This is a genomic window from Oceanobacillus sp. FSL K6-0127 (assembly GCF_037983385.1).
Classification (GTDB): Bacteria; Bacillota; Bacilli; order Bacillales; family Amphibacillaceae; genus Oceanobacillus; species Oceanobacillus profundus.
Genome location: NZ_CP150287.1, coordinates 2,188,779 through 2,212,362, shown reverse-complemented (window position 1 = coordinate 2,212,362; position 23,584 = coordinate 2,188,779). Strand labels below are relative to the sequence as shown.

At 38.3% G+C, this 23,584-nt stretch carries 24 protein-coding genes, 1 rRNA gene, 1 riboswitch and 1 other annotated feature; of the genes, 8 read left to right on the top strand and 17 right to left on the bottom strand.

Annotated elements, in window-relative coordinates; all coding sequences use genetic code 11:
• Positions 1 to 107: 107 nt before the first annotated feature.
• Together MHH64_RS11130 and MHH64_RS11125 are read right to left on the bottom strand one after the other, a co-directional pair.
• Positions 108 to 1,669 (bottom strand): 16S ribosomal RNA (locus MHH64_RS11130).
• Between the two features lie 395 nt (positions 1,670 to 2,064).
• On the bottom strand, positions 2,065 to 2,373 hold the full coding sequence (locus tag MHH64_RS11125; RefSeq protein WP_095309104.1) for a rhodanese-like domain-containing protein: 309 nt from the start codon (positions 2,371 to 2,373) through the stop codon (positions 2,065 to 2,067).
• Positions 2,374 to 2,559: 186 nt separating this feature from the next.
• On the opposite strand from MHH64_RS11125, the gene MHH64_RS11120 reads away from it, so the two are divergent.
• A complete protein-coding gene (locus MHH64_RS11120) occupies positions 2,560 to 3,297 on the top strand; it encodes a hypothetical protein (protein WP_095309105.1) in 738 nt (245 codons plus the stop codon).
• A gap of 67 nt (positions 3,298 to 3,364) precedes the next feature.
• Here the strand turns inward: MHH64_RS11120 and leuS are convergent, their stop codons facing one another.
• The gene (gene leuS, locus MHH64_RS11115) at positions 3,365 to 5,779 is read right to left on the bottom strand and encodes a leucine--tRNA ligase (RefSeq protein WP_340003234.1); all 2,415 of its coding nucleotides are present in this window, start codon (positions 5,777 to 5,779) and stop codon (positions 3,365 to 3,367) included.
• Between the two features lie 212 nt (positions 5,780 to 5,991).
• Positions 5,992 to 6,211 (bottom strand) — a binding site (T-box leader).
• A gap of 153 nt (positions 6,212 to 6,364) precedes the next feature.
• On the opposite strand from leuS, the gene MHH64_RS11110 reads away from it, so the two are divergent.
• Positions 6,365 to 6,946: a class I SAM-dependent methyltransferase gene (locus MHH64_RS11110; protein WP_095309109.1), complete on the top strand. Its 582-nt coding sequence runs from the start codon at positions 6,365 to 6,367 to the stop codon at positions 6,944 to 6,946.
• 170 nt (positions 6,947 to 7,116) lie between these two features.
• Here MHH64_RS11110 and MHH64_RS11105 read toward each other — a convergent pair whose 3' ends face one another.
• From MHH64_RS11105 to MHH64_RS11060, 10 genes are all read right to left on the bottom strand, one after another.
• Positions 7,117 to 7,383: a hypothetical protein gene (locus tag MHH64_RS11105; protein ID WP_340003233.1), complete on the bottom strand. Its 267-nt coding sequence runs from the start codon at positions 7,381 to 7,383 to the stop codon at positions 7,117 to 7,119.
• 36 nt (positions 7,384 to 7,419) lie between these two features.
• Positions 7,420 to 7,980: a GNAT family protein gene (locus MHH64_RS11100; RefSeq protein WP_340003232.1), complete on the bottom strand. Its 561-nt coding sequence runs from the start codon at positions 7,978 to 7,980 to the stop codon at positions 7,420 to 7,422.
• A 20-nt stretch (positions 7,981 to 8,000) separates the two neighbouring features.
• Positions 8,001 to 8,762, bottom strand: a complete 762-nt coding sequence (locus MHH64_RS11095) for an AAA family ATPase (protein WP_095309116.1) — start codon at positions 8,760 to 8,762, stop codon at positions 8,001 to 8,003.
• Between the two features lie 86 nt (positions 8,763 to 8,848).
• Positions 8,849 to 9,319, bottom strand: coding sequence for a hypothetical protein (locus MHH64_RS11090; RefSeq protein WP_095309118.1), 471 nt, complete (start codon positions 9,317 to 9,319; stop codon positions 8,849 to 8,851).
• Between the two features lie 40 nt (positions 9,320 to 9,359).
• A complete protein-coding gene (locus MHH64_RS11085) occupies positions 9,360 to 9,698 on the bottom strand; it encodes a DUF1992 domain-containing protein (protein WP_095309120.1) in 339 nt (112 codons plus the stop codon).
• A 96-nt stretch (positions 9,699 to 9,794) separates the two neighbouring features.
• Positions 9,795 to 10,193 carry a VOC family protein gene (locus MHH64_RS11080; protein ID WP_340003231.1) on the bottom strand — a complete coding sequence of 133 codons (399 nt, stop codon included), beginning with the start codon at positions 10,191 to 10,193 and terminating at the stop codon, positions 9,795 to 9,797.
• A gap of 196 nt (positions 10,194 to 10,389) precedes the next feature.
• Positions 10,390 to 10,950: a VanZ family protein gene (locus MHH64_RS11075; RefSeq protein ID WP_340003230.1), complete on the bottom strand. Its 561-nt coding sequence runs from the start codon at positions 10,948 to 10,950 to the stop codon at positions 10,390 to 10,392.
• A 15-nt stretch (positions 10,951 to 10,965) separates the two neighbouring features.
• Positions 10,966 to 12,228 (bottom strand): FtsW/RodA/SpoVE family cell cycle protein, encoded by a 1,263-nt coding sequence (locus tag MHH64_RS11070; RefSeq protein ID WP_340003229.1) that lies wholly within the window; start codon positions 12,226 to 12,228, stop codon positions 10,966 to 10,968.
• Entirely contained in the window at positions 12,225 to 12,638 is a 414-nt protein-coding gene (locus tag MHH64_RS11065; RefSeq protein ID WP_340003228.1) for a PadR family transcriptional regulator, read from the bottom strand. Before MHH64_RS11065 ends, MHH64_RS11070 begins: the two co-directional genes overlap by 4 nt.
• Complete coding sequence (locus MHH64_RS11060; RefSeq protein WP_095309131.1) at positions 12,639 to 13,178, bottom strand: sigma-70 family RNA polymerase sigma factor; 540 nt, start codon at positions 13,176 to 13,178, stop codon at positions 12,639 to 12,641.
• A 192-nt stretch (positions 13,179 to 13,370) separates the two neighbouring features.
• Here MHH64_RS11060 and MHH64_RS11055 point away from each other — a divergent pair, with 192 nt between their 5' ends.
• From MHH64_RS11055 to MHH64_RS11045, 3 genes are all read left to right on the top strand, one after another.
• Complete coding sequence (locus tag MHH64_RS11055) at positions 13,371 to 14,465, top strand: AI-2E family transporter (protein WP_095309133.1); 1,095 nt, start codon at positions 13,371 to 13,373, stop codon at positions 14,463 to 14,465.
• A gap of 549 nt (positions 14,466 to 15,014) precedes the next feature.
• Complete coding sequence (locus MHH64_RS11050) at positions 15,015 to 15,371, top strand: PadR family transcriptional regulator (protein ID WP_118888843.1); 357 nt, start codon at positions 15,015 to 15,017, stop codon at positions 15,369 to 15,371.
• Entirely contained in the window at positions 15,361 to 16,119 is a 759-nt protein-coding gene (locus tag MHH64_RS11045; protein ID WP_340003227.1) for a hypothetical protein, read from the top strand. The genes MHH64_RS11050 and MHH64_RS11045 overlap by 11 nt, the downstream gene beginning before the upstream one ends.
• A 55-nt stretch (positions 16,120 to 16,174) precedes the next feature.
• Here the strand turns inward: MHH64_RS11045 and MHH64_RS11040 are convergent, their stop codons facing one another.
• Both MHH64_RS11040 and MHH64_RS11035 read right to left on the bottom strand, forming a co-directional pair.
• Entirely contained in the window at positions 16,175 to 16,612 is a 438-nt protein-coding gene (locus MHH64_RS11040) for a DUF1801 domain-containing protein (protein WP_095309139.1), read from the bottom strand.
• Positions 16,605 to 17,627, bottom strand: coding sequence for a tetraprenyl-beta-curcumene synthase family protein (locus MHH64_RS11035; RefSeq protein ID WP_095309284.1), 1,023 nt, complete (start codon positions 17,625 to 17,627; stop codon positions 16,605 to 16,607). Before MHH64_RS11035 ends, MHH64_RS11040 begins: the two co-directional genes overlap by 8 nt.
• 152 nt (positions 17,628 to 17,779) lie before the next feature.
• On the opposite strand from MHH64_RS11035, the gene MHH64_RS11030 reads away from it, so the two are divergent.
• Entirely contained in the window at positions 17,780 to 18,301 is a 522-nt protein-coding gene (locus tag MHH64_RS11030) for a gamma carbonic anhydrase family protein (protein ID WP_095309141.1), read from the top strand.
• 42 nt (positions 18,302 to 18,343) lie between these two features.
• Here the strand turns inward: MHH64_RS11030 and MHH64_RS11025 are convergent, their stop codons facing one another.
• A complete protein-coding gene (locus tag MHH64_RS11025) occupies positions 18,344 to 18,784 on the bottom strand; it encodes a DUF4181 domain-containing protein (RefSeq protein ID WP_251661355.1) in 441 nt (146 codons plus the stop codon).
• A 101-nt stretch (positions 18,785 to 18,885) separates the two neighbouring features.
• On the bottom strand, positions 18,886 to 20,082 hold the full coding sequence (metK, locus tag MHH64_RS11020) for a methionine adenosyltransferase (protein WP_251661357.1): 1,197 nt from the start codon (positions 20,080 to 20,082) through the stop codon (positions 18,886 to 18,888).
• Between the two features lie 207 nt (positions 20,083 to 20,289).
• Positions 20,290 to 20,398, bottom strand: a riboswitch (SAM riboswitch).
• A 198-nt stretch (positions 20,399 to 20,596) separates the two neighbouring features.
• Between metK and pckA the strand changes: the two genes are divergently transcribed.
• Together pckA and MHH64_RS11010 are read left to right on the top strand one after the other, a co-directional pair.
• Positions 20,597 to 22,183: a phosphoenolpyruvate carboxykinase (ATP) gene (pckA, locus tag MHH64_RS11015; protein ID WP_340003225.1), complete on the top strand. Its 1,587-nt coding sequence runs from the start codon at positions 20,597 to 20,599 to the stop codon at positions 22,181 to 22,183.
• Positions 22,184 to 22,582: 399 nt separating this feature from the next.
• The gene (locus MHH64_RS11010; protein ID WP_340003224.1) at positions 22,583 to 23,572 is read left to right on the top strand and encodes an ABC transporter substrate-binding protein; all 990 of its coding nucleotides are present in this window, start codon (positions 22,583 to 22,585) and stop codon (positions 23,570 to 23,572) included.
• The last annotated feature ends 12 nt before the right edge of the window (positions 23,573 to 23,584 follow it).

Here is a 23,584-nt window from a genome sequence, read left to right as displayed (position 1 = left end):
TATTTAGTTTTCAAGGTACAAATAGAGAGATTTACTCTCTCAAAACTGAACCAAACAACACAGTATGCCCTTCCTACCCGAAGGTAGGGTTCCGTAATAATCCTTAGAAAGGAGGTGATCCAGCCGCACCTTCCGATACGGCTACCTTGTTACGACTTCACCCCAATCATTAGTCCCACCTTCGGCGGCTGGCTCCAAAAGGTTACCTCACCGACTTCGGGTGTTACCAACTCTCGTGGTGTGACGGGCGGTGTGTACAAGGCCCGGGAACGTATTCACCGCGGCATGCTGATCCGCGATTACTAGCGATTCCGGCTTCATGTAGGCGAGTTGCAGCCTACAATCCGAACTGAGAATGGTTTTATGGGATTGGCTTGACCTCGCGGGTTCGCTTCCCTTTGTTCCATCCATTGTAGCACGTGTGTAGCCCAGGTCATAAGGGGCATGATGATTTGACGTCATCCCCACCTTCCTCCGGTTTGTCACCGGCAGTCACCTTAGAGTGCCCAACTGAATGCTGGCAACTAAGATCAAGGGTTGCGCTCGTTGCGGGACTTAACCCAACATCTCACGACACGAGCTGACGACAACCATGCACCACCTGTCACTCTGTCCCCGAAGGGAAAACTCTATCTCTAGAGGTATCAGAGGATGTCAAGACCTGGTAAGGTTCTTCGCGTTGCTTCGAATTAAACCACATGCTCCACCGCTTGTGCGGGCCCCCGTCAATTCTTTTGAGTTTCAGCCTTGCGGCCGTACTCCCCAGGCGGAGTGCTTAATGCGTTAACTTCAGCACTAAGGGGCGGAAACCCCCTAACACCTAGCACTCATCGTTTACGGCGTGGACTACCAGGGTATCTAATCCTGTTCGCTACCCACGCTTTCGCTCCTCAGCGTCAGTTACAGACCAGAGAGTCGCCTTCGCCACTGGTGTTCCTCCACATCTCTACGCATTTCACCGCTACACGTGGAATTCCACTCTCCTCTTCTGTACTCAAGTCCTCCAGTTTCCAATGACCCTCCACGGTTAAGCCGTGGGCTTTCACATCAGACTTAAAAGACCGCCTGCGAGCGCTTTACGCCCAATAATTCCGGACAACGCTTGCCACCTACGTATTACCGCGGCTGCTGGCACGTAGTTAGCCGTGGCTTTCTGGTTAGGTACCGTCAAGGTTGGGTCAGTTACTACCCAACTTGTTCTTCCCTAACAACAGAGTTTTACGATCCGAAAACCTTCATCACTCACGCGGCGTTGCTCCGTCAGACTTTCGTCCATTGCGGAAGATTCCCTACTGCTGCCTCCCGTAGGAGTCTGGGCCGTGTCTCAGTCCCAGTGTGGCCGATCACCCTCTCAGGTCGGCTACGCATCGTCGCCTTGGTGAGCCGTTACCTCACCAACTAGCTAATGCGCCGCGGGCCCATCTGTAAGTGACAGCCGAAACCGTCTTTTATCTTCTCACCATGAGATGAAAAGTGTTATCCGGTATTAGCTCACGTTTCCGCGAGTTATCCCGATCTTACAGGCAGGTTGCCCACGTGTTACTCACCCGTCCGCCGCTCATTCCATAAACATCACCCCGAAGGGTTCCGTTTATTTCCTGCGCTCGACTTGCATGTATTAGGCACGCCGCCAGCGTTCGTCCTGAGCCAAGATCAAACTCTCCATAAAAGTTTGTAATACTTAGCTTTTGTAGAAGCTGACTTCTACTTGTTTTAAAAAGAAAAACGAGTTTCCTTTTTCTTGACATACTGGTTGTTTTGTTCAGTTTTCAAAGAGCAAATTTGTTAACTTATAATTACAATACCACACTAGTAATCAACAATAAATCTGAAAAACAAATCATTTTCGACTTTTCCTAACTAGTGGATGTTTATTATAGCATTTCTCATAAATACTTGTCAACATTTATTTTTAATTTGTCGAGTTCATTTTGAAGCTGAAAACTTATTTCATTTGCTTCTCTTCTTGACAGCAAAATTTATACTACACCCCTTAAGTTCAAAATGCAATACCTAAATAAAAAGAAGTTATTTTCAGAATTACTGAAAATAACTTCTTCTCTATTAATCGACGATTACTTCGCCTTCCCACTCCAACATGCCGCCTTTCATATTGGAAACCTTAAAACCTTGTTCATCCATATATTTGGACGCATTCATACTTCTTGCTCCTGATCGACATACAAGTATATACGATTTATTTTTATCTAAGTCAGCTACTGCTTCCGGAATATTTCCTAATGGAATATGCTTGGCTGTTTCAATTATTCCTTGAGCAACTTCTTCATCTTCTCTTACATCAATGATTATAATATCTTCCTCGTTCATCAGCTTTTCAACTTCTTTAGGTGCTACTTCATTTATTTCTGGCATATTGTCATCCCCTTTATTGTATTCAATTTCAATTTTACGTATTTCACGCATAGGATGCAACCACAATGCGCAACCTACAAGAACTAACAAAGCAGGAAGTAATTCATTTTATTTGCAAAGGTGAAGTTACATTCAATTCACCTTACATATACCACATTATTATTTCAAATAAAGGAAGTGATGAACGTGAAATATTTTTTTCTAATATTGATGATTGCATTTCCAACAATTACATTTGCTGCAGAAACAGCACCAGATAGTATCTTAATTGAAACATACCAAGCTGATGTAACAGGAGATGGAGAAAACAATACAATAGAATTGAAAGGAAAGCTTTTTGCTCCAGACGCACAATATTATCAAGATATTTGGGCTGAGATTCGATCTTCTGATAAAGAAGAGTGGAAAATCAATTATGGTGGTGGTTACGAACCAAAGCTTCAATTCATTGATCTGGATCATGACGGAATAAAGGATATCTTCTATCAAAGTCCGACTGGTGGGAGTGGCGGTTTATACACTTCTTTCTTACACACATTGGCAAATCAGAAGTTAAAAGAAATCCCTTTACCAGAACAGCGCTATGTTAGTGGTAAATTTGAAGAGAATTTTCAAGTAATTATTGAAATTATCCCTAATGGCAAGCCAATTGTGATGGATGTTAAAGACCGTGCAGAGGATTATATACGTCTTGGAATTTATAATAAAAAAGGCAACCTTTTAAAACCTACTTCATTAATGATTGATCCAATTGCTTTTTATGAACCAATATCGATTAGTGAAAGCAAAGGGTATGGTCTAAAAAGCTATCAACAAATTAGCGGTGCCTACCACGCAGATCGTCTTGGCACAATTGAAACATTATGGTATTTCGAAAATGGCGAGTGGATTATTTTACAAACGAATTGGGTTGAATCCAGTTAAATGGACGTGACACTTCATAAAAAAAGATCTCCTCTTTAAATATAGAAGGAGATCTTTTTGGTTTCATTTAGTTCGCTACTACGTTTACTAATTTTCCTGGCACGACGATTACTTTTCGAATTGTTTTTCCTTCGATCCATTTTTGCAATCCTTCATCTGCTAATGCTAATTTTTCCAAGTCTTCTTTCGAAATATCTTTCGGCACACTTAATTTCGAACGAACTTTGCCCATGACTTGAAGAACTACTTCTACTTCATCTTCCACTAATTTCGATGCATCGAAGACCGGCCATTCTTCGTAGGTAATCGTATTTGAGTGGCCAAGTTGTTCCCAAAGCTCTTCAGCAATATGTGGGGCAACTGGAGAAAGCATCTTCACAAACCCTTCCACAAATGCTTTTGGAATTTGATCTGCTTTGTAGCCTTCATTAATAAATACCATCATTTGCGATATCCCGGTATTAAAATGCAGATTTTCAAAGTCATCTGTTACCTTTTTCACCGTTTCATGGTAGACCTTATCTAAAGCTGTATTTTCTGCTTCCACAATTTTCTCAGAAAGGGTACCATCATCGTTCATGAACAATCTCCATGTACGATCAAGGAACCTTCTAGCACCGTCTAATCCATTTGTTGACCATGCGACAGACGCATCCAATGGCCCCATAAACATTTCATAAAGACGTAATGTATCTGCACCATGAGATGTTACAATATCATCCGGGTTTACAACATTACCTTTGGATTTACTCATTTTTTCGTTACCTTCGCCAAGAATCATCCCTTGGTTAAATAACTTTTGGAATGGTTCTTTTGTTGATACGACTCCAATGTCATATAAGAACTTATGCCAGAAACGTGCGTATAGTAGATGAAGCACGGCATGCTCTGCTCCACCGATATAAATATCGATTGGCAACCATTCTTCCAGTGCAGCTGGATCTGCTAGCTGTTCGGTATTTTTCGGGTCAATGTATCGTAAGAAATACCAGCAGCTTCCCGCCCATTGCGGCATGGTGTTTGTTTCACGGCGCCCATTCATTCCGGTTTTCGGATCAACAACATTTACCCAATCACTGTTATTAGCAAGTGGAGATTCCCCTGTACCAGATGGTTTAATCTCTGACATCACTGGTAGTTCCAATGGAAGTTCTTCTTCTGGAACAGTTGTCATTGTACCATCTTCCCAATGAATGATCGGAATTGGCTCACCCCAATAACGCTGTCTCGCAAAGAGCCAATCGCGCAGGCGATACGTAATTTTCTTCTCGCCTTTTCCTTCAGCGACAAGCCATTCAATCATTTTGGAGATCGCCTCTTCTTTTCCAAGCCCATCTAAGAATCCTGAATTGATATGTTCTCCATCACCAGTAAATGCTTCTTTTGTTATATCTCCACCTGAAACTACTTCCACAATTGGCAATTCAAATTTTGTTGCAAATTCATAGTCCCGCTCATCGTGTGCTGGAACCGCCATTATTGCACCAGTTCCATATGACATTAATACGTAGTCTGCAATCCAGATTGGCATTTTTTCATTATTCACAGGGTTAACTGCATATGCACCAGTAAATACACCTGTTTTATCTTTTGCTAAATCAGTACGCTCCAAATCGGATTTCGTTTGGACTTCGTTCAAGTAAGCATCTACGGCAGCTTTTTGTTCTGCACTTGTTATTTTTTCGATAAACGGATGTTCTGGGGCAAGCACTGCATACGTTGCACCAAATAATGTATCTGGACGTGTTGTAAATACAGTAAATTCTTCTTCATGTCCATCAATTGCAAATGTTACTTCTGCGCCCTCTGAGCGGCCAATCCAGTTACGTTGCATTTCTTTTAAGCTGTCTGGCCAATCTAATTCATCTAAATCTTCCAACAAGCGATCAGCATATGCAGTAATTTTCAGCATCCACTGCTTCATTGGTTTACGTACGACCGGATGTCCACCGCGTTCACTTTTTCCATCAATTACTTCTTCATTCGCCAAAACTGTACCTAATGCCGGACACCAGTTCACCGCAACCTCATCGATATAAGCGAGCCCTTTTTCATAAAGCTTTGTGAAAATCCACTGTGTCCATTTATAATAATTCGGATCTGTTGTATCGATTTCACGATCCCAATCATACGAAAAACCAAGTTCTTGTATTTGGCGTTTAAATGTCGCAATATTTTTTGCTGTAAATTCAGCTGGGCTATTCCCTGTATCAATTGCATATTGTTCTGCCGGAAGCCCAAATGCATCCCATCCCATCGGGTGCATTACTTCATAGCCTTGCATTCGTTTCATACGCGATAGAATATCCGTTGCCGTATAGCCCTCGGGATGTCCTACATGCAGCCCTACTCCTGAGGGATATGGAAACATATCAAGTGCATAGAACTTCTCTTTTTCAGAAAAGGTTTCCGTTTTAAACGTTTTATTTTCAAGCCAGTGTTTTTGCCATTTTTTTTCAATTTGCTGATGGTTAAAGCTCATCTAATTTTCCTTCCTTTCGCTGTACAACGCTTGTATTTTCCATTAGTAAACTTGGCATTCGTTAAAGGGATTCTTACGAAAGCGTTCTTTGCTTTTTTAGAAGCCCTTATACTTTGGAGTGCAAGTATTTAGGCGATGCCTTAGTTGCACTTATGCAGATAAGAAAGTCTAACACTTTCTTATCTGCGAAAAAAAAAGCCACTCATCCCCAGAAAAGGGACGAGAAGCTGTATCTCCCGCGGTACCACCCAAATTAACACATATATTCGCGTTCACTTGTTATCTTTAACGTGGATAGACGGCAGGAATTACTCCTATTCATTCCTGCAACATTAAAGGTGAGTTCATAAAATCTTTCAACGGCAGTTTCCACCGAGCACTGCCTCTCTATGCCTGAAAAAAATTACTACTAATCCTTATCAAAGTCGTTAGATTATTTAACCGAATTATAATGAATCCGGTAACTATTGTCAAGGTAACCTCATTTTAAAGGTTCGCCTCAGTTTTTACTGCATTTCTTGATTGGCATTTTCGTGATAACATGAAGGAAGAGATAAATCTAATGAAAAGGAATGTGCTGCATATATGCTAAAAGGAATTCTAAATTATGCTCATTATTTATTAGAAGAAACGATACAATCGGGTGAAAAAGTAATTGACGCAACGTGCGGAAATGGAAATGATACCTTATTCTTCAGTAAGCTAGTCGGTGAAAACGGTCATGTTTATGCCTTTGATATACAGGACCAAGCAATTGCAAATACGAGAAAAGTATTAATTAACAATAATTGCTCCAATGTATCTTTAATCCACGATAGTCATGAAAGAATTCTGGATTATTTTCCAAAGGATAAAAATGAAGAAATTGCGGGTGCGATTTTCAACCTCGGTTATTTACCTAGAAGCGATAAAACAGTAATTACAACACCTGATTCAACGGTGACTGCTGTAGATGCTATTTTAAACCGTTTGAAAAAAGATGGACTTGTCGTTCTTGTTGTATACCACGGCCATGAAGGTGGCAAGGAAGAAAAAGAAGGACTATTAAAGTACCTGCTTCAACTAGATCAAAAGCAGTTTAATGTCTTACGCTATGGCTTTATTAATCAAAAAAATGACCCACCTTTTATACTTGCTATTCAAAAAAAAGTTCTTAAATTAAAATAGGTACAATGAATTGCAATGTATTATTCTCTGTTTTTTGGAAATGCCAACACGAACAGAATCATTTTTTAATAAAGGCAATTAATAACTGGAGCAGGATTCTCTTTTGAGATGACGGCTCTTTGTTTCAATACTGAGAGATTCACTTCCAAGCCCTTTTTTTAAAATCCCAATTAACTTTTTCCCTTTAGACTAGAAAAGGCATCTCTCATAAGGCTGAGCGCAAGTATCATAGCAACAAGCGCTCCTGCAAAGAATGCAATCGTATAGGATGCCATGTTTTCCGAATCAACTTGATTATTTATTTCAAAAGATAGGAATCGAACTGCAATTGCTCCATCTTCTCTTGAAGCACTAAGCAATTCCAGTCCTGTTTGTAGTGTAATAATTGCAAAGTATGTAAAAAATATCGCCAGCAACCAGCGAATGACGGTCCCCATCTTCTCTCTCCTTTTCTAGAAGTTACGTATGCCTTTTCATATTGAGTCGTTATTCCGATAATAGATTAATAAATCTGTCCAACGTCCACGCTCGTAAGTAAATTCATTTCTTGTACATTCATAAATAAAACCAGCACTTTCTGCTAATCGAATCGACGGCTCGTTATCCATATTGATATGCAGTTCGATACGATGATAGTTTAATTGTTTAAAAAATAAATGTGTGGCAGCAATAACACTTTCTTTTCCATACCCCTTCTCCCAAAACTGATTATGTATAAAATATCCCATCATAGCCCATTGGTATTTCGCCCGTAATATTGTCGATAACTCGACAGTCCCAACATTGGCTCCATCTTCTTTTCGAAAAACACCCAAAATATACATATCATCTTTTTTTGCACCTTCACGGAACCCTTGGACCCATTTACTAAACCAATCCTTTGTAAAACGAGACATGTCAATATAACCTTCATCGTATTTGGATTGCGATGGCAATCGCCGACTAAATTGCGTATACCAATTTTCATAATCCTGCTTCTGATATGGTCGAATAATTAATCGTTTTGTTTCACTCGTTAAATCTGGTGCTTTCATAGCCTCACTCCTATTCAATATCATTGAAACAGGTGATGCAGTAATCTATCTTTATCATCAAAAAATTGCTTCATCACTTTATAATGCTCTGTATCTTCTAAACGCTGTTTTTCCATACCGTCCTCCGTAAGCTGAATGATTCGTGCATCTGGATAAGCCATAAGAATCGGTGAATGTGTGGAAATGATAAATTGTGATCCTTGATTAACGAGCTCGTGGATTCTTACAAGCATTGATAATTGTCTTATTGGAGATAATGCTGCTTCTGGTTCATCAAGGATATACAAGCCTTGGCCACGGAAGCGATTCGTAAATGTTGCAAAAAAAGATTCACCATGTGATTGCTCGTGAAGAGATTTACCACCAAATGAATCGATAATTCTTGATCCACTATATGGTGACGCATCCATATCCATTTCTTCAATATTGCTCGCAACATTGTAAAAGGATTCCGCTCTAAAGAAGAAGCTATCATTAGGCAGGTATGGCCCCTTTGCGATTCTTAAAAACTGATCTAAATTTGAATGCGAGTCAAAGCTTGAGAAATTAAAATTCTTCGTTCCACCTTCTGGATTAAATCCAAGTGCAATTGCAATCCCTTCCAGCAAGGTTGATTTCCCCATTCCATTTTCTCCTATAATATAGGTTACGTTCGGGTGGAATAATAACCTTTTTAAATTTTTAATAACCGGAAGATCGAATGGAAATGTGTCGTATGAATGAATACTATCTTTATGTAATTGAATCTCTTTAATAAATTGATCCTCTTGATTTAATTTCATTTTTTCCCTCCCTATACGTATATGTAATCTAGTCACGCCATTGCATCTGGACAAGCAAATGAAAAATCTAAGACTTCCGAGTCTGCTTAATCCCAATGATTGAACAACACATGACCAACTGTTTCAGGCTGCCAATAGACTAAGTCAGCTAATTCTTCTTGAATCAATTCATTTTCGTTAAGTAAAGCACCCTTTTTACGTCCTGATCTGAGCTGAATTCGCTCATTCAATTCCGCTTTCAGCAAAATTGTATAGTAAGGTGCAAATTGCTTTGTTAATATTGGCACATCAATAAAAGTTATGTTAAAAAAATCAACCTCACTTGCAACAGCAAGATATGGATAATTCTCATTTAAGAGCAGATGCAATCGCTTATTAAAAACCTCCAGATCGACATGAAAATAATTTGTATCGATTTGCGGTTGTGTAAATGCTTTTACGCTCCCACCTAGCTGCGCGATAAGTGTATAGCATAATCGCTTAAAGTCTTTCCCATCTGGTTTTGGCAAATCATTTGAGTTTTGAGTTTTTCCTGTAATCCCTTTTTGGAGAATCACATAATCTCCTCCCTTATAGTGTTGACTGGCAACAAATACCTTACCAGATTACTTTAGCCTCCTCTAGCTTATCCAGCTCAACTGGGAGCTTTTGCATGGATGGGGGACAAACAGTATTATACTCTTTGATTTTCTTATTAATTTTCTTTATGTCTTTTTGCGTTTTAGCAGTTAACAACATGGCTGCAATTTGCTTTTGAATCTTCAGCCAATACGGCAAGTACCCTGCATCTTTTGCAATCTGCTGGAAGTTTTGAAAAATATCTCTTTCCACATATCCCTTTGGCAACGGCCTTCCCGCACCCTTTAAGTTAAAATTATCTTTTTCACCAGCTGCTTCGAGTATCTCACCGATTAAATCATTGTGTTTTTTGTCCATTGTTCATCTCCCCCTTTTCGGTTTACAACTAATAAGCTCTCACATAACTTTTATAGTATATAATATGCAATTATGCTTTAAAAATTGAACCAACAATTAAACGGTTGCGACAAGCTCCACCTTTATTCTATCTGGATCCTCGAAAAAAACAGCATAATGCTTCTTTCCACTAGCAAAGGGATGATGCTCCCTGTATAAAATGGAAATGCCCTTTTGCTCTAATCGCTTTGTCATTACATCAACATGTTCACGTGATTTAGCGTAAAAAGCAAGATGATTAAGACCAACACGCTTCCGATGGTAGGAAGCATCTAGATAAATTTCCTCAGTTTGAACAAAAACGAGGTAACTGTCCTCTAGCTTCCAACTGCGTCCCTCGTTCCAACTTTGGTAAAGCTCATATCCCAATTCCTCCAATAACCAACCCCAAAATGCTATTGAATCTTCCAAATTTGACACGTTAATTTCCACATGATGAATAAGGCCCTTTGTCATCGTCTATTCTCCCTTAAAAAACTTTTCAATCTAACATATATATTTCGCTATTTCTTTCATGAATTCCTCTATTTGATAAAGGGCTTCCCTCTATTAACCACATTACACTTCGACAGCAAGCTAAAAGATTCTTGCCTATCCCCATCAAAAAATAAGCTTAGGGCAGTTCCAGTTGCACGCTAAGCTTATTTTCATTTTAATATTTATGCTGAATGCGTCTCCTGAATCTCATAGCTACTCGCATACACATAAAACCTATCACACCACCAAACGTATTTAAAAGTATATCATCGACATCAAATCCTCTCGCCCAAATAACTCCAAAATAACTGAGGATTAATTGGAAAACTTCAATTGCTAAACTGAGAATAACGATCAATAATGCTGCTTTCGAAATTTGTTTAACTTGAAATAAAAGTGCTAAATAGATTCCAAATGGTACGAACATGATCAAATTATAGAATGTTAATTTCACCGAATTCCAAAAAAAGAAATCTAAACCATTTGCCTGATAATGCATCACCCAGTCATTGACAAAAAAGAAAGGTATCCACTGCACTTTAATCATTCTCGCTTCCAACGGCGGTATGGTGATCCCTCCCATTGTAAGCTGCAGGACATACACAAAATAAAACATAAACGTATAAAAAATAAATTTCCTTAACAGATTTCTTCCTTTATTGCGAATCAAATCGATCACTATATATAAAAGTATTAATATTGTTCCAAAAAATGCAATGTTAATAGTCAAATGCATAAGCTTCGTTCCTTCCTACGAATGGATATTAAATTGTAAATCTTTTTGTCGATAAGCACTTAGAACAACACCAATAACAATTGCATGAATCAATGTTGGCATCAAGCCATAACTAATAAACGGCAGTGGCATACCAGCTAAAGGCAAGTACCCAAAATTCATCCCGATATTGTAGATCAATTCAATCGTAATGAGCGCAATTCCACCAATCGTCAGGAGTTTTCCAAACGAATCTTTCATCATATTACAAACAGCAATTAGTCTACTTATTAAAAGAAGCAAAATGAGAATGATAAAAAAAGACAGTACCAATCCGTACTGAGCTAACAGATTGAGAAAAACAAAATCGGTATGTCCTTCATATAGGAATAATTGCATATCGGACTTACCAAACCAATTTAGATGCTGTAGTTGTTGTTTAATTATCAAATAAAAATAACCTTCGTCAGAGGCGAATTGCTCTGGTTTCGAGTATCCCATCAAGCGATTATGAATATTTTCGGCAAATAGCCATATGTAAATTAACGAGCCAAGAAGAATGATACTTATCGGTGCTAAAGTCTTTATTCGTTTCCGATAGCCCTTTGCATTTATCCAAATCATCACTACCACCATGACACTATAAATCAATGCATTATGGTCGTTATATAAAAGCAAATATAAAATGTATGGTATAGCAAACAAAAGAATCGTTTTACTAACCGTTTGTTTTTCATTACTTAACAGACAAGCAAAACCTATCCAGAAAAACGGCAAACAGATTGTATCTTCAATGGATAATGGCCCTAACATCAAAATTGGAGACCCATTTACGAGTGTTTCTACGAAAAAAAACAGATAGAATTGAATAAAAAGTGCAACACCATAAAATAACCATCCGTATTTTCTTAACTTCGTATAATCTAAGAACATGAGACCAATAATGAAACATAGTCCGATTATAGTCATCATAGTTTTTTTAATCATGACTAAGATATCGGTTTGAAAACTATCTTGAAGTAGAGGTAAAAAGCCAAGCGAGATAATAATGGAGACGATAATCAGCAACCACCAATCCACCTTAGGGCGATGGATTTTATTCAATTGCTGTCCTAGTAATAGTGGACTGCCCATTTGCTGAACCGCTTTTTCTTCTGCCTCACTGTCTATTAATCCTTTTTTCAGCCAATACGCCTTTTCACTAGCAATATGGTGATCCAGCTCTTTCACGATATACTTTTTTGCTTTCTCTGATTTCATTTGCAACCGAACTGCATCTAGAAAATATTTTCTTTTCACCTTCCCTTCACCTCGGCAAGTAAGCCTAAGATAACGTTTTTTCTATCCTTTTCCTTTTCTGCCTTTTCCAATAGCTTCCTCCCCTTTCGATTTAACTGATAAAGTTTCATTTCTTCCTTATTCCAAGCAGCATCTAAATAGCGTTTCTGTTCCAGCTGATGCAATAAGGTATACAAAAATCCTTCATTCCCCTCAAATTTCTTAACACCCCGCACACGCAGCTGTTCTGTTAATTCGTAGCCAGTCTTTTCCTGTACAAGTAACTGCATAACGAGATGCAGGATATCTGCCTCCGCTTCTTCCTGTTGGATTTGCTTGAGTACTGTCATTCGATGCTGTTCCGTAAATTTCAGCTCGTTAAACCTTGTTTTTTTCATGCGATTTCGTAAGTTTTTCAAATCGTCTTCCATTCAGCGGCCTCCTATCTGTTCTTTTAGTAGTTGCTTCGCACGTCTTAATCGTGTTTTTACGGTATTGGAATTGGTACCAGTTACGCTAGCAATCTCTTTAATTGGCATTTCTTCAAAGTAAAACAGATAAATAACTTCTCTAAATTCAACTGATAAAGACATGACATGTGCGACTAATCGATCATCCTCATCCTGTTGAATCACTTTGCTCTCTAGTTGATTGGCTTCATCGAACTCAGAATCGAGAACCTCATTTGAAAGAACTACATTTTTGTTATACCAGCTTTTCAAATAATCTTTACAATGATTGATTGCAATACTCCAAAGCCAGGTTTTCAATTTAGCCTTCTTCCTGTAGGTATGTAAGTTCCGATAACATTTTATGAAAATATCCTGTGTCAAATCCTCTGCAATCGTTTGATTTTTCACGTACGAATAGACAAGCTGTAAAATATCTTGTCCATAATTTTTCATCATTGTATCAATCATAATTGCTTTATCATCAGCTCCGATTGATTCTACGATATACTCATCCACAATTTCCCCTCCTATTAAGTTAGACGAAGCACAAACATGAAAAGTTTTCCCTTCAGCATCAGCATACTATGAAACTCTTTTCAACCCATATGTATAAACAGGCAATATTGTTGGCACAATTGTATCAAAATACTTTCTATTATCTTCCTCTCCATGTAAAATAGAAATAAAAATGGTCGAAAGTAGTGATATTGATTGGTTCATAAACGATGGTTTCAAGTAATGCTTTTTTTAATTATGCTTTTTCTCTTAATCTGGCTTGTTTCAATTACACATTTCATCTTTTTTCCTGTTATTAGATTGATTGGTGCTGTTGCACTCCCAATCATTGGCGCTGGAATTTTGTACTATTTAACGAAGCCATTAATGCATTTGTTCATGCGTCTAAAAATAAATAGAATATTTTCGATTATATTTGTGTACTTAACACTTATCTTAATTGCAACGTTATTCATTATTTTCATTTGGCCGATTGCGCAGAATCAGTTCTCTACAATGATTGACAGCATACCACAAATGGTAAAACTTGCTGAAGAAACAATTCAGTGGGTACAAAAGAACTATGAAGCTATTCCAGAGCAGGCAGTTTCGATGATTAATGACTTCGTCGCTGACCTCCCAACACATTTGGAAGGGATAGCAAATAATATCCCAAGCTTTATTGGTGGCTTTTTAGGGCAAGTTGTTTCAATTGCAATGGGAATTGTACTTATTCCGTTTTTCCTTTTCTTCATGCTGAAGGATGGGGATAAATTAATTCCTTTTATCACACAAGTATTTAGTAAGAAAAAAGCAGCGAATGTTAGCAGTTTACTCGTTAAGATGGATAAGGTTTTATCTTCGTTCATTCAAGGACAGTTACTTGTTAGTTTCTTTGTAGGAGTATTGCTGTTAATTGGCTATCTCATTATCGGGTTGGAGTACGCTCTAGCATTTGCCCTTTTTGGGATGATTACCAATGTTATTCCTTTTCTCGGTCCGTATCTAGCTGTTATTCCCGCATTAATCGTAGGTGGATTTCAGGATCCGATGAATCTAATTTGGATTTCGTTAATTATGTTCATCGCCCAGCAAATTGAGAGTTCAGTCATCTCACCTAATGTAATGGGACAAGTATTGCAATTGCACCCGTTAACGGTGATAACAGTTATCCTTGCTGCCGGAAGCATTGCAGGCTTCCTCGGTATTTTGTTCGCGGTACCGTTCTATGCATTACTACGGACAATCATTATGCACTTCTATAATACGTATCGGGATTCTAAGAAAGATAAGGAAGATGCATTGATATAACGTTTCACTTCCTCAAAACCGCAGAGAAATTTAATTTTCTCTGCGGTTTTTTTAAGGATTCCCGTCACATGAAAGGTGACCAACAGACAATTTGATCGCTGCATGGATGCGCGGGCTATTTTTGTTGCTCTTCATTGCTGGTTTATCAGTTTTAGATTTATTAAAACTCTGATTTGTACTTACCTGCTCTAAATTAAGATTAATCAAAAATCAATTTGATAGTAATTCATGATGCTCCGCTATTCCTGGACATTTGGACTCGACTTCAGTGACCGAATAACACCACTCCTTCTATAATCAGGTCTTCATGCTGACTTTGAGTTACCGTATAAATTGAATATCTCTTCACCCGGCTACTCATCACTACACCTGGTTTAAAATACTTATAGTTGTTGAACAAGATAATCAAGTACTTCTAGTTTTTAATAAATAGACAATAACACTTGCATTACAAGGTAATAAAACATATACTAAGCATATACCTTGTAATACAAGACTAATATTCCAGAAAACAAATATCTTGTTATACATGATAAGGGAGGTTTGATTATTGTGTCGACAACCCAAATGATGAAAGGGATCTTAGATGGTTGCATACTCGCCATCATTAAAAACAAAGAAGTCTACGGCTATGAGCTAGCTGAAAAATTGGAAGGATATGGTTTCTCTAACTTCAGTGAAGGTACAATCTACCCATTATTATTACGCATGCAAAAAGAAAAATTAGTAACCTCTACATTAAAGAAGTCCACAGCAGGACCGAAACGAAAATATTATCGCCTGACAGAAAACGGAGAACAAGAATTGCAAGATTTTATAGAAAGATGGGAGAACTTACAGACGAACGTTAACCATGTCTTAAAACATGAAACGAAAAAGGAAAAGGAGATTAAACATGATGCCTAAAAACGTACCGCTATCCAAAAAAAGCAAACAATTTTTAGAAAACCTTCGCGTTTACCTTTTTTCAACTGGGAAAAAGGAAAAAGAAATTGATGAAATCGTCGAGGAATTAGAGGATCATTTAATGCAAGCAGAGAAAGATGGGAAATCAATTGAACATATTATTGGTCAATCGCCTAGAGCATACATGGAACAACTTGCTAGCGAAATGCCAATTGACCTTAAAGCTTGGATGAAGTATATTCCAATGATTCTATTTGGTGCTTTTTCGTTCACAGTTGTCAGAGATTTATTTGAAGGAACGCTTGCTTACTCCCTTTTAGAGATTATCGGATTTCTTATCATAGCCATCTTATTCTTAACAAGCATTTCACTTGCATTTCGGTATATTGCTGGAAAAAACCTGTCTACCGGAAAACAATTTGCTATACTTTATCCAGTTGCACTGTTACCGATGGCCCTTTTTATCGGTCTGATTTTCCTTAACCAGCATGTTACGACACCAGTCATTAGCTTTGGCATGATTGGAACCATTATCATTGCAATCGTAACATTGATTTTTATAATTGGGATTTCCATTTGGTCTAAAACCTGGGTACTTCCAATTGTTTTAACTTTCGTTTCCCTGCCAGATTATCTGCTCGGCTTTACATCATTAACAGAATCTGCCCGATTAATTACAGGCACTTGTATTACATTTGGCGGCATTTTCATTTATCTTTGGATCTCAAGTAAACTGGCAAAAGCCTAACACACATAAAGGGGATTACCGATTATTCTCTGACTTGGTAATTCCCTTCTTTATGTTACGCATCTTCCCCTGCTTCATTTGGATATTTCTCCTGTAAAAACTCCACAGATTGATTGATCAATGCTTTCAAAACATCCACATTAATATCAGCAAGTTTATTAATATACACACAAGCTTTTCCGGTTGTATGCTTTCCGAAATCTGTCAGCAGATCCTCTCTTCTGTCATCACCGGCTGCAAAATATAAACTATGCTTTGCCCTGCGTGGCGAGAATCCGACTAATGGCGCATCTCCTTCATGACCAGATGCATATTTATAATGATAGGAACCAAATCCAATAATGGTTGTTCCCCACATTTTAGCCGGATATCCAGTTGTTTCTGTAAAAATTTCAAGCAGCTTATAAGCATCCTCTCGCTTTTTGGCATTGTCAATATCCTCAATAAATGCCACAACATCTCGATCATTTTCTTTCATTTTTTGCTCATACATCTTTCATTTCCCCTCTCTTTCCCTCTGCTTTATAATACATACGAATATTCCAATTAAACATTTTAGCAGTAACTCCTCCGGCTTGCAGCAAAGCCTTTCGCATTTTATCACTATATGGAATTGTTTTTACTTTTTTATCACCTAAGTATAGGCCAATTAAGCCTTGATGGATCATTTCATGAAATTTCCGATCTGGCAACCCGCGTACATCTGTTTTTGTCTGTTTAATAAAATAAAGGAAACGCTCTTTCATTTTATTCCAATCCTCATAATAACTACAAAAGTTAAGATCTCCTTCGTCACGATCCTCTTGTTGATCAATATAGTAATCAAGCAAGATATGCAGCCCCTGCATGTAAGGAAAATAGCCATCATAAATAGCTTGCGCTGTATTTGATTTGAGTTTTCCGCCAAGTCCGTAAGATACAAGACAAAAAATTCCCAAGGTTGAACCACTCGCAGCAGAAAATTCATACCATGAGAGATTTTCATTCGTATCTTTATTTTTTTCAAACCATGACGTTAACCGTGGAATTCTTTCTCTTAACTGTACATGCTTATGAACCTGTAAATCTGCGTATAATCCTTGGAGTTTGAGAAGCTGATTCTGGATTTGTTCAAAGGATGCTACATCTCTTAATGTTTCTTGACATGTTTGAACTAACTCCGCAAGATAGCCTCCATCAGCTTGATCATCTCGCAGTTCATAATAATTTTTCATTGGATTCATAGGCGTTAAAGCATCCTTCATCGCTTCATGCAACATACGGAAATCCTTAGGATCAAGCGAAGTGCTTCGATCACAAAGATTATCCAAATAATCACTAATTGTTTGATACGCAACAATAAAACGAACTGCTTTTTTCTCTCTTTCTCCAGCAAGCAGTGCATAAACACTTCCACCTTGACAGTGAAATCGTTTATCTTTTATGCTAGCAAGAGCTTGGGTGCGCAACTCATCATTCGGTATCTGCTCTGCTCTACGCTTCCAGTAATTCATTTCCTCATCAACCATTGGAAAGATTCGTTTAAACACGATTCTTAGTAATGTAATCGCATTTTTTGGTACCTTTGTCAATCTATTTCCTCCATTCCAATTGGTGAAATTTGCTATACTAATTATAGCATCATATACAATAGGAAAACAAAAAACAAGGGGATGTAAACATGATTGAGCCTTACAAAAATATTTATCCAACCATTCACGAAACTGCTTTTATTGCAAAAGATGCTGTAATAAATGGAGACGTTACGATTGATGAGGAATCTAGTGTTTGGTTTAAAGCAATTATCCGCGGTGATGTTGCGCCAACTCGAATTGGGAAACGGGTTAACATCCAGGATTTTTGTATGCTGCATCAAAGCCCAAATAAGACACTTCTCATTGAAGATGATGTCACAATCGGTCATCAAGTTACCTTACACTCTGCTATCGTTCGGAAAAATGCCTTAATTGGAATGGGATCGATTATCTTGGATGGTGCGGAAATCGGAGAAAATGCATTCGTTGGTGCAGGAAGTCTTGTGCCACCCGGAAAGAAAGTACCTCCTAACACTTTAGTAATGGGGAGACCGGCAAAGGTTGTACGCGAGCTATCTGAAAAAGATTATGCGGAAATGGAACGGGTTCGTACATCTTATGTAGAAAAAGGTAAATATTATAAGGAAAATACAAATATGGGACATTAATCAGTTAGGGGCTTGAAATAATAGATCAAGCTCCTCTGTTTATCACCCTAAAAGACCAAAGAACTCAGACCTCAACGCTACAATGACAAGTGTGGAAATAAATATAACTTGACTGAGCGTAAATAGATAATCATTTTTCCCTTCTAGGTATTTCCACTCCATGTATGCTCGAAACAATTCCTGTATACCAGTGAAGATCATGCCAAGTAAAAATAAATACAGCGTAACATCAGAACTCGAGGAAATAGTTGTATAAATGAAATAAAATCCAGCACCTATGTATGCAATGACAGCTATTAATCGTAACCTTTTATCATACTTTTCATGTATATCGTTCACATAATTATTAGAAAACCATTTTGGACGCTTCACGTGCAATAATATTCTCATGATCGAATTAAATATAAAAATAATAAGTGAAAGCACACCTATTAATATGACAATATCCAGTAGTAGACCACTATTATCTTCATAATAGTACATGAGCATTCCTCTCTTTCTAGATTATAAATCGTATGCTAGCCCAAACTCCATCAGCTAAACAAAAAGCTGCACAACTCAATAAGAGCTGTACAGCTATAATATTATTTTGTCAATGCGATTAACTCATCAACTTTATCTGTTTTTTCCCATGAAAATGCAACATCCGTTCTACCAAAATGACCATATGCTGCTGTGTTTTTAAATATTGGCTGACGAAGGTCGAGCATCCGAATAATTCCTGCTGGGCGAAGATCGAATAATTTGCGAACCGCAGCTACAAGTGTTTCCTCGCTTACCTTTCCAGTACCAAATGTATTAATCGCAATGGATACAGGCTCTGCTACACCAATTGCATACGCCAATTGAACCTCACATGACTTCGCAAGACCTGCAGCAACGATGTTTTTTGCAACATAGCGAGCTGCATATGCAGCAGAGCGATCTACTTTCGTTGCATCCTTTCCACTAAATGCTCCACCGCCATGTCGTGCATACCCACCGTATGTGTCTACGATGATTTTACGACCAGTAAGTCCTACATCCCCCTGTGGTCCCCCAATTACAAAACGACCAGTTGGGTTAATGAAATACTTTGTGTTTTCATCCAAGAGATCAGCAGGTACAACGGCACGAACCACATGCTCAATCATATCTTTTTCAATTTGTTCAGTAGTGGTATCTTGGTGATGCTGTGTAGATATAACGATTGTGTCGATTCGGATAGGCTGATCATTTTCATCATATTCTACAGTAACCTGTGTTTTCCCATCCGGGCGCAGGTAATCTACAATTTTTTCTTTTCTTACATCAGCAAGGCGCTTCGCTAATTTATGCGCTAATGAAATCGGTAGTGGCATAAGCTCTTCGGTTTCATCACAAGCAAAACCAAACATTAACCCTTGATCTCCAGCACCTATTGCATCAATTTCATCCTCGCTCATTTTTCCTTGGCGTGCTTCTAGTGCGGTGTCAACACCGCCAGCAATATCTGCTGACTGCTCATCAATTGCCGTCATTACAGCACATGTTTCCGAGTCAAAACCATATTTAGCTCGAGTATAGCCAATTCCTTTTATCGTTTCTCTTACAATAGCAGGAATATCTACATATGTGCTTGTCGAAATTTCCCCCGCTACTAACACTAATCCAGTTGTTACAGTTGTTTCACACGCAACTCGTGCATTCGGATCCTTTTTTAAAATTTCATCTAGGATAGCATCTGAAATTTGGTCTGACATTTTGTCTGGATGACCTTCTGTTACTGATTCTGAAGTAAATAAACGTCGATTTACAGCCATTAGGCTAAACTCTCCTTTATTGTATGTTACGGATCTCTAATTTAAATGTTCTACATATATTATTCAAAGTACCTTCAAAAGGTAAAACTTTTCCCACTGACCAGGTCAATCGCTTTTCTATGAATATCATTTTATATATAACTTCTCTATAAAAAACAAAAAAGCCTTTCCTTCAAAGACATGAGGAAAGGGTATACTGGCCTTTCGCTCTTATTGTTCAAGGAAGTGTTCCTTGCATCAGGTTAGCACCAATTCACATCATGTGATGGTTGCTGGGTTTCATCGGGTCTGTCCCTCCACCAACTCTGAATAAGAGTATCCGTTCAACCTTTAGATTAACGAAAGTAGCTGTAGGTGTCAACTATTTTCGGATGGTGGGCTATTATATATTTTTTATAATTTATTTTTAAATAGTATGGACTAATAATATAAATGTGTTATACTAATAAGCATCTTAAGAAAATAAAAGTTGTCATAAACGTATAAAATCCTTAAAAAGGCAGGAGATAATGACATGAAAACGGTGGAGAGATCATTAATTAAAGAGTTAAATGAACACAATAATATGCATATTAATTTGTCGGTAGCACAATTAGTAGAAAAAATTTTACGTTATCAAGAAGGAAGTCTTACTTCTACGGGTGCAATTCGAGCAACTACTGGAAAATATACTGGGCGTTCTCCCGAAGATAAATTTATTGTAAAAGATGAGGTTTGTGCAGATTTTGTTGACTGGGGAAAGGTAAACCGTCCAATCGAAGAAAAAGTATTTGATAATCTTTACAGAAAAGTAATAGATTATTTAAAAGAAAAAGATGAACTTTATCAGTTTCAAGGGTTTGCTGGTGCGGATAAAAATTATCGCCTGCCAATTCAAGTCATCAATGAATACGCATGGCATAATCTTTTCTCACGTCAATTGTTTATCACGCCAACAGATGAAGAGTTAGAAAATCACCAAGCAGAGTTTACTGTTGTTTCTGCTCCAAATTTCAAAGCAGATCCAGCTGTCGATGGAACAAATTCGGAAACATTTATCTTAATCTCCTTTAAGAAACGTGTTGTTTTAATTGGAGGTACTGAATATGCCGGTGAAATAAAAAAATCTATCTTCTCAGTGATGAACTACTTGCTGCCAAAGCGAGATGTTTTGTCCATGCATTGCTCAGCAAATGTTGGTCTAGAAGGTGATGTAGCCCTGTTCTTCGGCCTTTCCGGCACAGGAAAAACAACATTATCCGCTGATCCTTACCGCCGTCTAATTGGAGATGATGAGCATGGCTGGAGCCCGAATGGCGTGTTCAATATTGAAGGTGGATGCTATGCAAAATGTATTAACCTATCGGAGGAAAAAGAACCCCAAATTTTCAATGCCATTCGCTATGGTTCTGTACTCGAAAATGTCGTTTTAAATGAAAAATCACGAATTCCTGATTATGATGATACGACATTAACAGAGAATACGCGTGCTGCATACCCGCTTGAGAATATTGATAACATTGTGTCACCAAGCGTTGCTGGTCATCCAAATACAATCATCTTTTTAACAGCGGATGCTTCTGGGACACTGCCGCCAATCAGTAAATTATCGAAAGAACAAGCAATGTATCATTTTCTAAGCGGCTATACGAGCAAACTTGCAGGTACAGAGCGCGGAGTAACAGAACCGCAAGCAACTTTCTCAGCATGCTTTGGTTCTCCTTTTCTACCTTTGGCACCAGCAAAATATGCTGAAATGCTAGGTGAAAAAATTGATATGTACAATTCAAATGTGTTCTTAGTTAATACTGGCTGGACTGGCGGATCTTACGGTGTTGGAAACCGTATGAAGCTATCCTATACGCGTGCAATGATTCACTCTGCTCTAGAAGGCGAGCTGAATTCAATGGAAACTGTAAAAGATGAAATTTTCGGATTAGAAATTCCAATGCATGTTCCAGGAGTTCCAGATGAAGTACTCATTCCGAAAAAAACATGGAATGATCAAACAGCATATGAGGAGACGGCAAAATCACTAGCATTAAAATTCCATGAGAATTTCAAGAAATTCAATAATGCAAGTGATGCAATTAAAGAAGCCGGCCCGGTTTACCAAGGGTAATAATTCTGTTTACTCATCCCAAAAGGATTTTATTTATATGAGTGGAGTCAGTATCAGCAACATGCTGATAGCCAGCCTGTTTTTATGGGCTGGCTTTTTATGTTCCTCCCTCCAATTTTTACTTATAACCGATAGATCGATTTCCCCCTTTGACTATAACTGTATATTTCGGATTTTTGCTCCATTTTACACACGCTATTCTATTGCCCAGGTTATTAGTCCAGACCCATGCACTAAGGCTCTGTAACCTTAAATTCCCGCACCACTATACTTAAATCTGCAGTTTCAAAACCTTTACTATTCCCTCTCGCCCTCACCTCAACTAGGCATTCACACATTTTCCAGTTTCGCATAAACTGTGTTGATAAATGATCACGTATTCTGAAAGGAACGAAACGTATGAGAGAAATTAAATTGATTGCTGTTGTAACAGTTGTTTTCCTCATTTTCCTTTCTGCTTGTAATTCAGCGCAGACAACTAAAATCAGCTTAGCAGAGGTCACTCGCTCCCTCTTTTATGCACCACAATATGTAGCGCTCGAGAAAGGTTTTTTTGAGGAAGAAGGACTGGAGGTAGAACTTCAGACAACATGGGGTGGAGATACGACAATGACGGCACTTCTTTCTGGTGGAGCGGATATCGCGCTCGTCGGATCGGAGACTTCCATCTATGTGTATGCACAGGACTCTAAAGATTATGCGATTAACTTTGCACAGTTAACCCAGACAGACGGGACATTTTTAGTGGCAAAGGAGCCACAACCTGATTTTGAGTGGGAAGATTTAGAGGGTAGTAACTTTTTAGGACAGCGTGTTGGCGGGATGCCACAGATGGTTGGTGAATTTGTATTAAAGAATCATGGCATTGATCCACATGCGGATTTAGATCTCGTACAGAATATTGATTTTGCCAATATCCCTGGAGCATTTTCATCTGGTGATTATGAGTATGTCCAGCTATTTGAACCGACCGCTAGTATTTTAGAGAAAGAAGGTCAGGGACATATTGTTGCATCCTTTGGAGAAGAATCCGGTACAGTTCCATACACGGTATTCATGACGAAACAGAGCTTCATGGAAGAAAATGACGAGGCAGTTGAGAAATTCACCCGTGCGATTTATAAAGCTCAAGACTGGGTCGCGGAAAACAGTGCAGAAGAAATTGCTGAAGTTATTGAGCCTTATTTTGAAGACACAGATCTGGATATGCTTGCTGCATCGATTGATCGTTATAAAAGCCAGGATTCCTTCGCGGTCGATCCAATTTTAGATGAAGAAGAATGGGAAAATTTAAAATCAATTATGGATGAAGCTGGTGAGCTTCCAGCAGATGTTCCATACACTGATTTAGTGAACACAGATTACGCTGAAAGAGTTATGTCTGATTAAAGGAGGAGATTT

Coding starts and splice junctions, on each gene's coding strand:
- MHH64_RS11085 (WP_095309120.1), bottom strand. CDS start 9,698: ATGGACAAAAAACACAATGATTTAATCGGTGAGATACTCGAAGCAGCT.
- MHH64_RS11080 (WP_340003231.1), bottom strand. CDS start 10,193: ATGACAAAGGGCCTTATTCATCATGTGGAAATTAACGTGTCAAATTTG.
- metK (WP_251661357.1), bottom strand. CDS start 20,082: ATGGCTGTAAATCGACGTTTATTTACTTCAGAATCAGTAACAGAAGGT.
- MHH64_RS11035 (WP_095309284.1), bottom strand. CDS start 17,627: ATGGTTGATGAGGAAATGAATTACTGGAAGCGTAGAGCAGAGCAGATA.
- MHH64_RS11110 (WP_095309109.1), top strand. CDS start 6,365: ATGCTAAAAGGAATTCTAAATTATGCTCATTATTTATTAGAAGAAACG.
- MHH64_RS11100 (WP_340003232.1), bottom strand. CDS start 7,980: ATGAAAGCACCAGATTTAACGAGTGAAACAAAACGATTAATTATTCGA.
- MHH64_RS11065 (WP_340003228.1), bottom strand. CDS start 12,638: ATGGAAGACGATTTGAAAAACTTACGAAATCGCATGAAAAAAACAAGG.
- MHH64_RS11045 (WP_340003227.1), top strand. CDS start 15,361: ATGATGCCTAAAAACGTACCGCTATCCAAAAAAAGCAAACAATTTTTA.
- MHH64_RS11025 (WP_251661355.1), bottom strand. CDS start 18,784: ATGTACTATTATGAAGATAATAGTGGTCTACTACTGGATATTGTCATA.
- MHH64_RS11075 (WP_340003230.1), bottom strand. CDS start 10,950: ATGCATTTGACTATTAACATTGCATTTTTTGGAACAATATTAATACTT.
- MHH64_RS11010 (WP_340003224.1), top strand. CDS start 22,583: ATGAGAGAAATTAAATTGATTGCTGTTGTAACAGTTGTTTTCCTCATT.
- MHH64_RS11125 (WP_095309104.1), bottom strand. CDS start 2,373: ATGCCAGAAATAAATGAAGTAGCACCTAAAGAAGTTGAAAAGCTGATG.
- MHH64_RS11105 (WP_340003233.1), bottom strand. CDS start 7,383: ATGGGGACCGTCATTCGCTGGTTGCTGGCGATATTTTTTACATACTTT.
- MHH64_RS11030 (WP_095309141.1), top strand. CDS start 17,780: ATGATTGAGCCTTACAAAAATATTTATCCAACCATTCACGAAACTGCT.
- pckA (WP_340003225.1), top strand. CDS start 20,597: ATGAAAACGGTGGAGAGATCATTAATTAAAGAGTTAAATGAACACAAT.
- MHH64_RS11040 (WP_095309139.1), bottom strand. CDS start 16,612: ATGTATGAGCAAAAAATGAAAGAAAATGATCGAGATGTTGTGGCATTT.
- MHH64_RS11095 (WP_095309116.1), bottom strand. CDS start 8,762: ATGAAATTAAATCAAGAGGATCAATTTATTAAAGAGATTCAATTACAT.
- leuS (WP_340003234.1), bottom strand. CDS start 5,779: ATGAGCTTTAACCATCAGCAAATTGAAAAAAAATGGCAAAAACACTGG.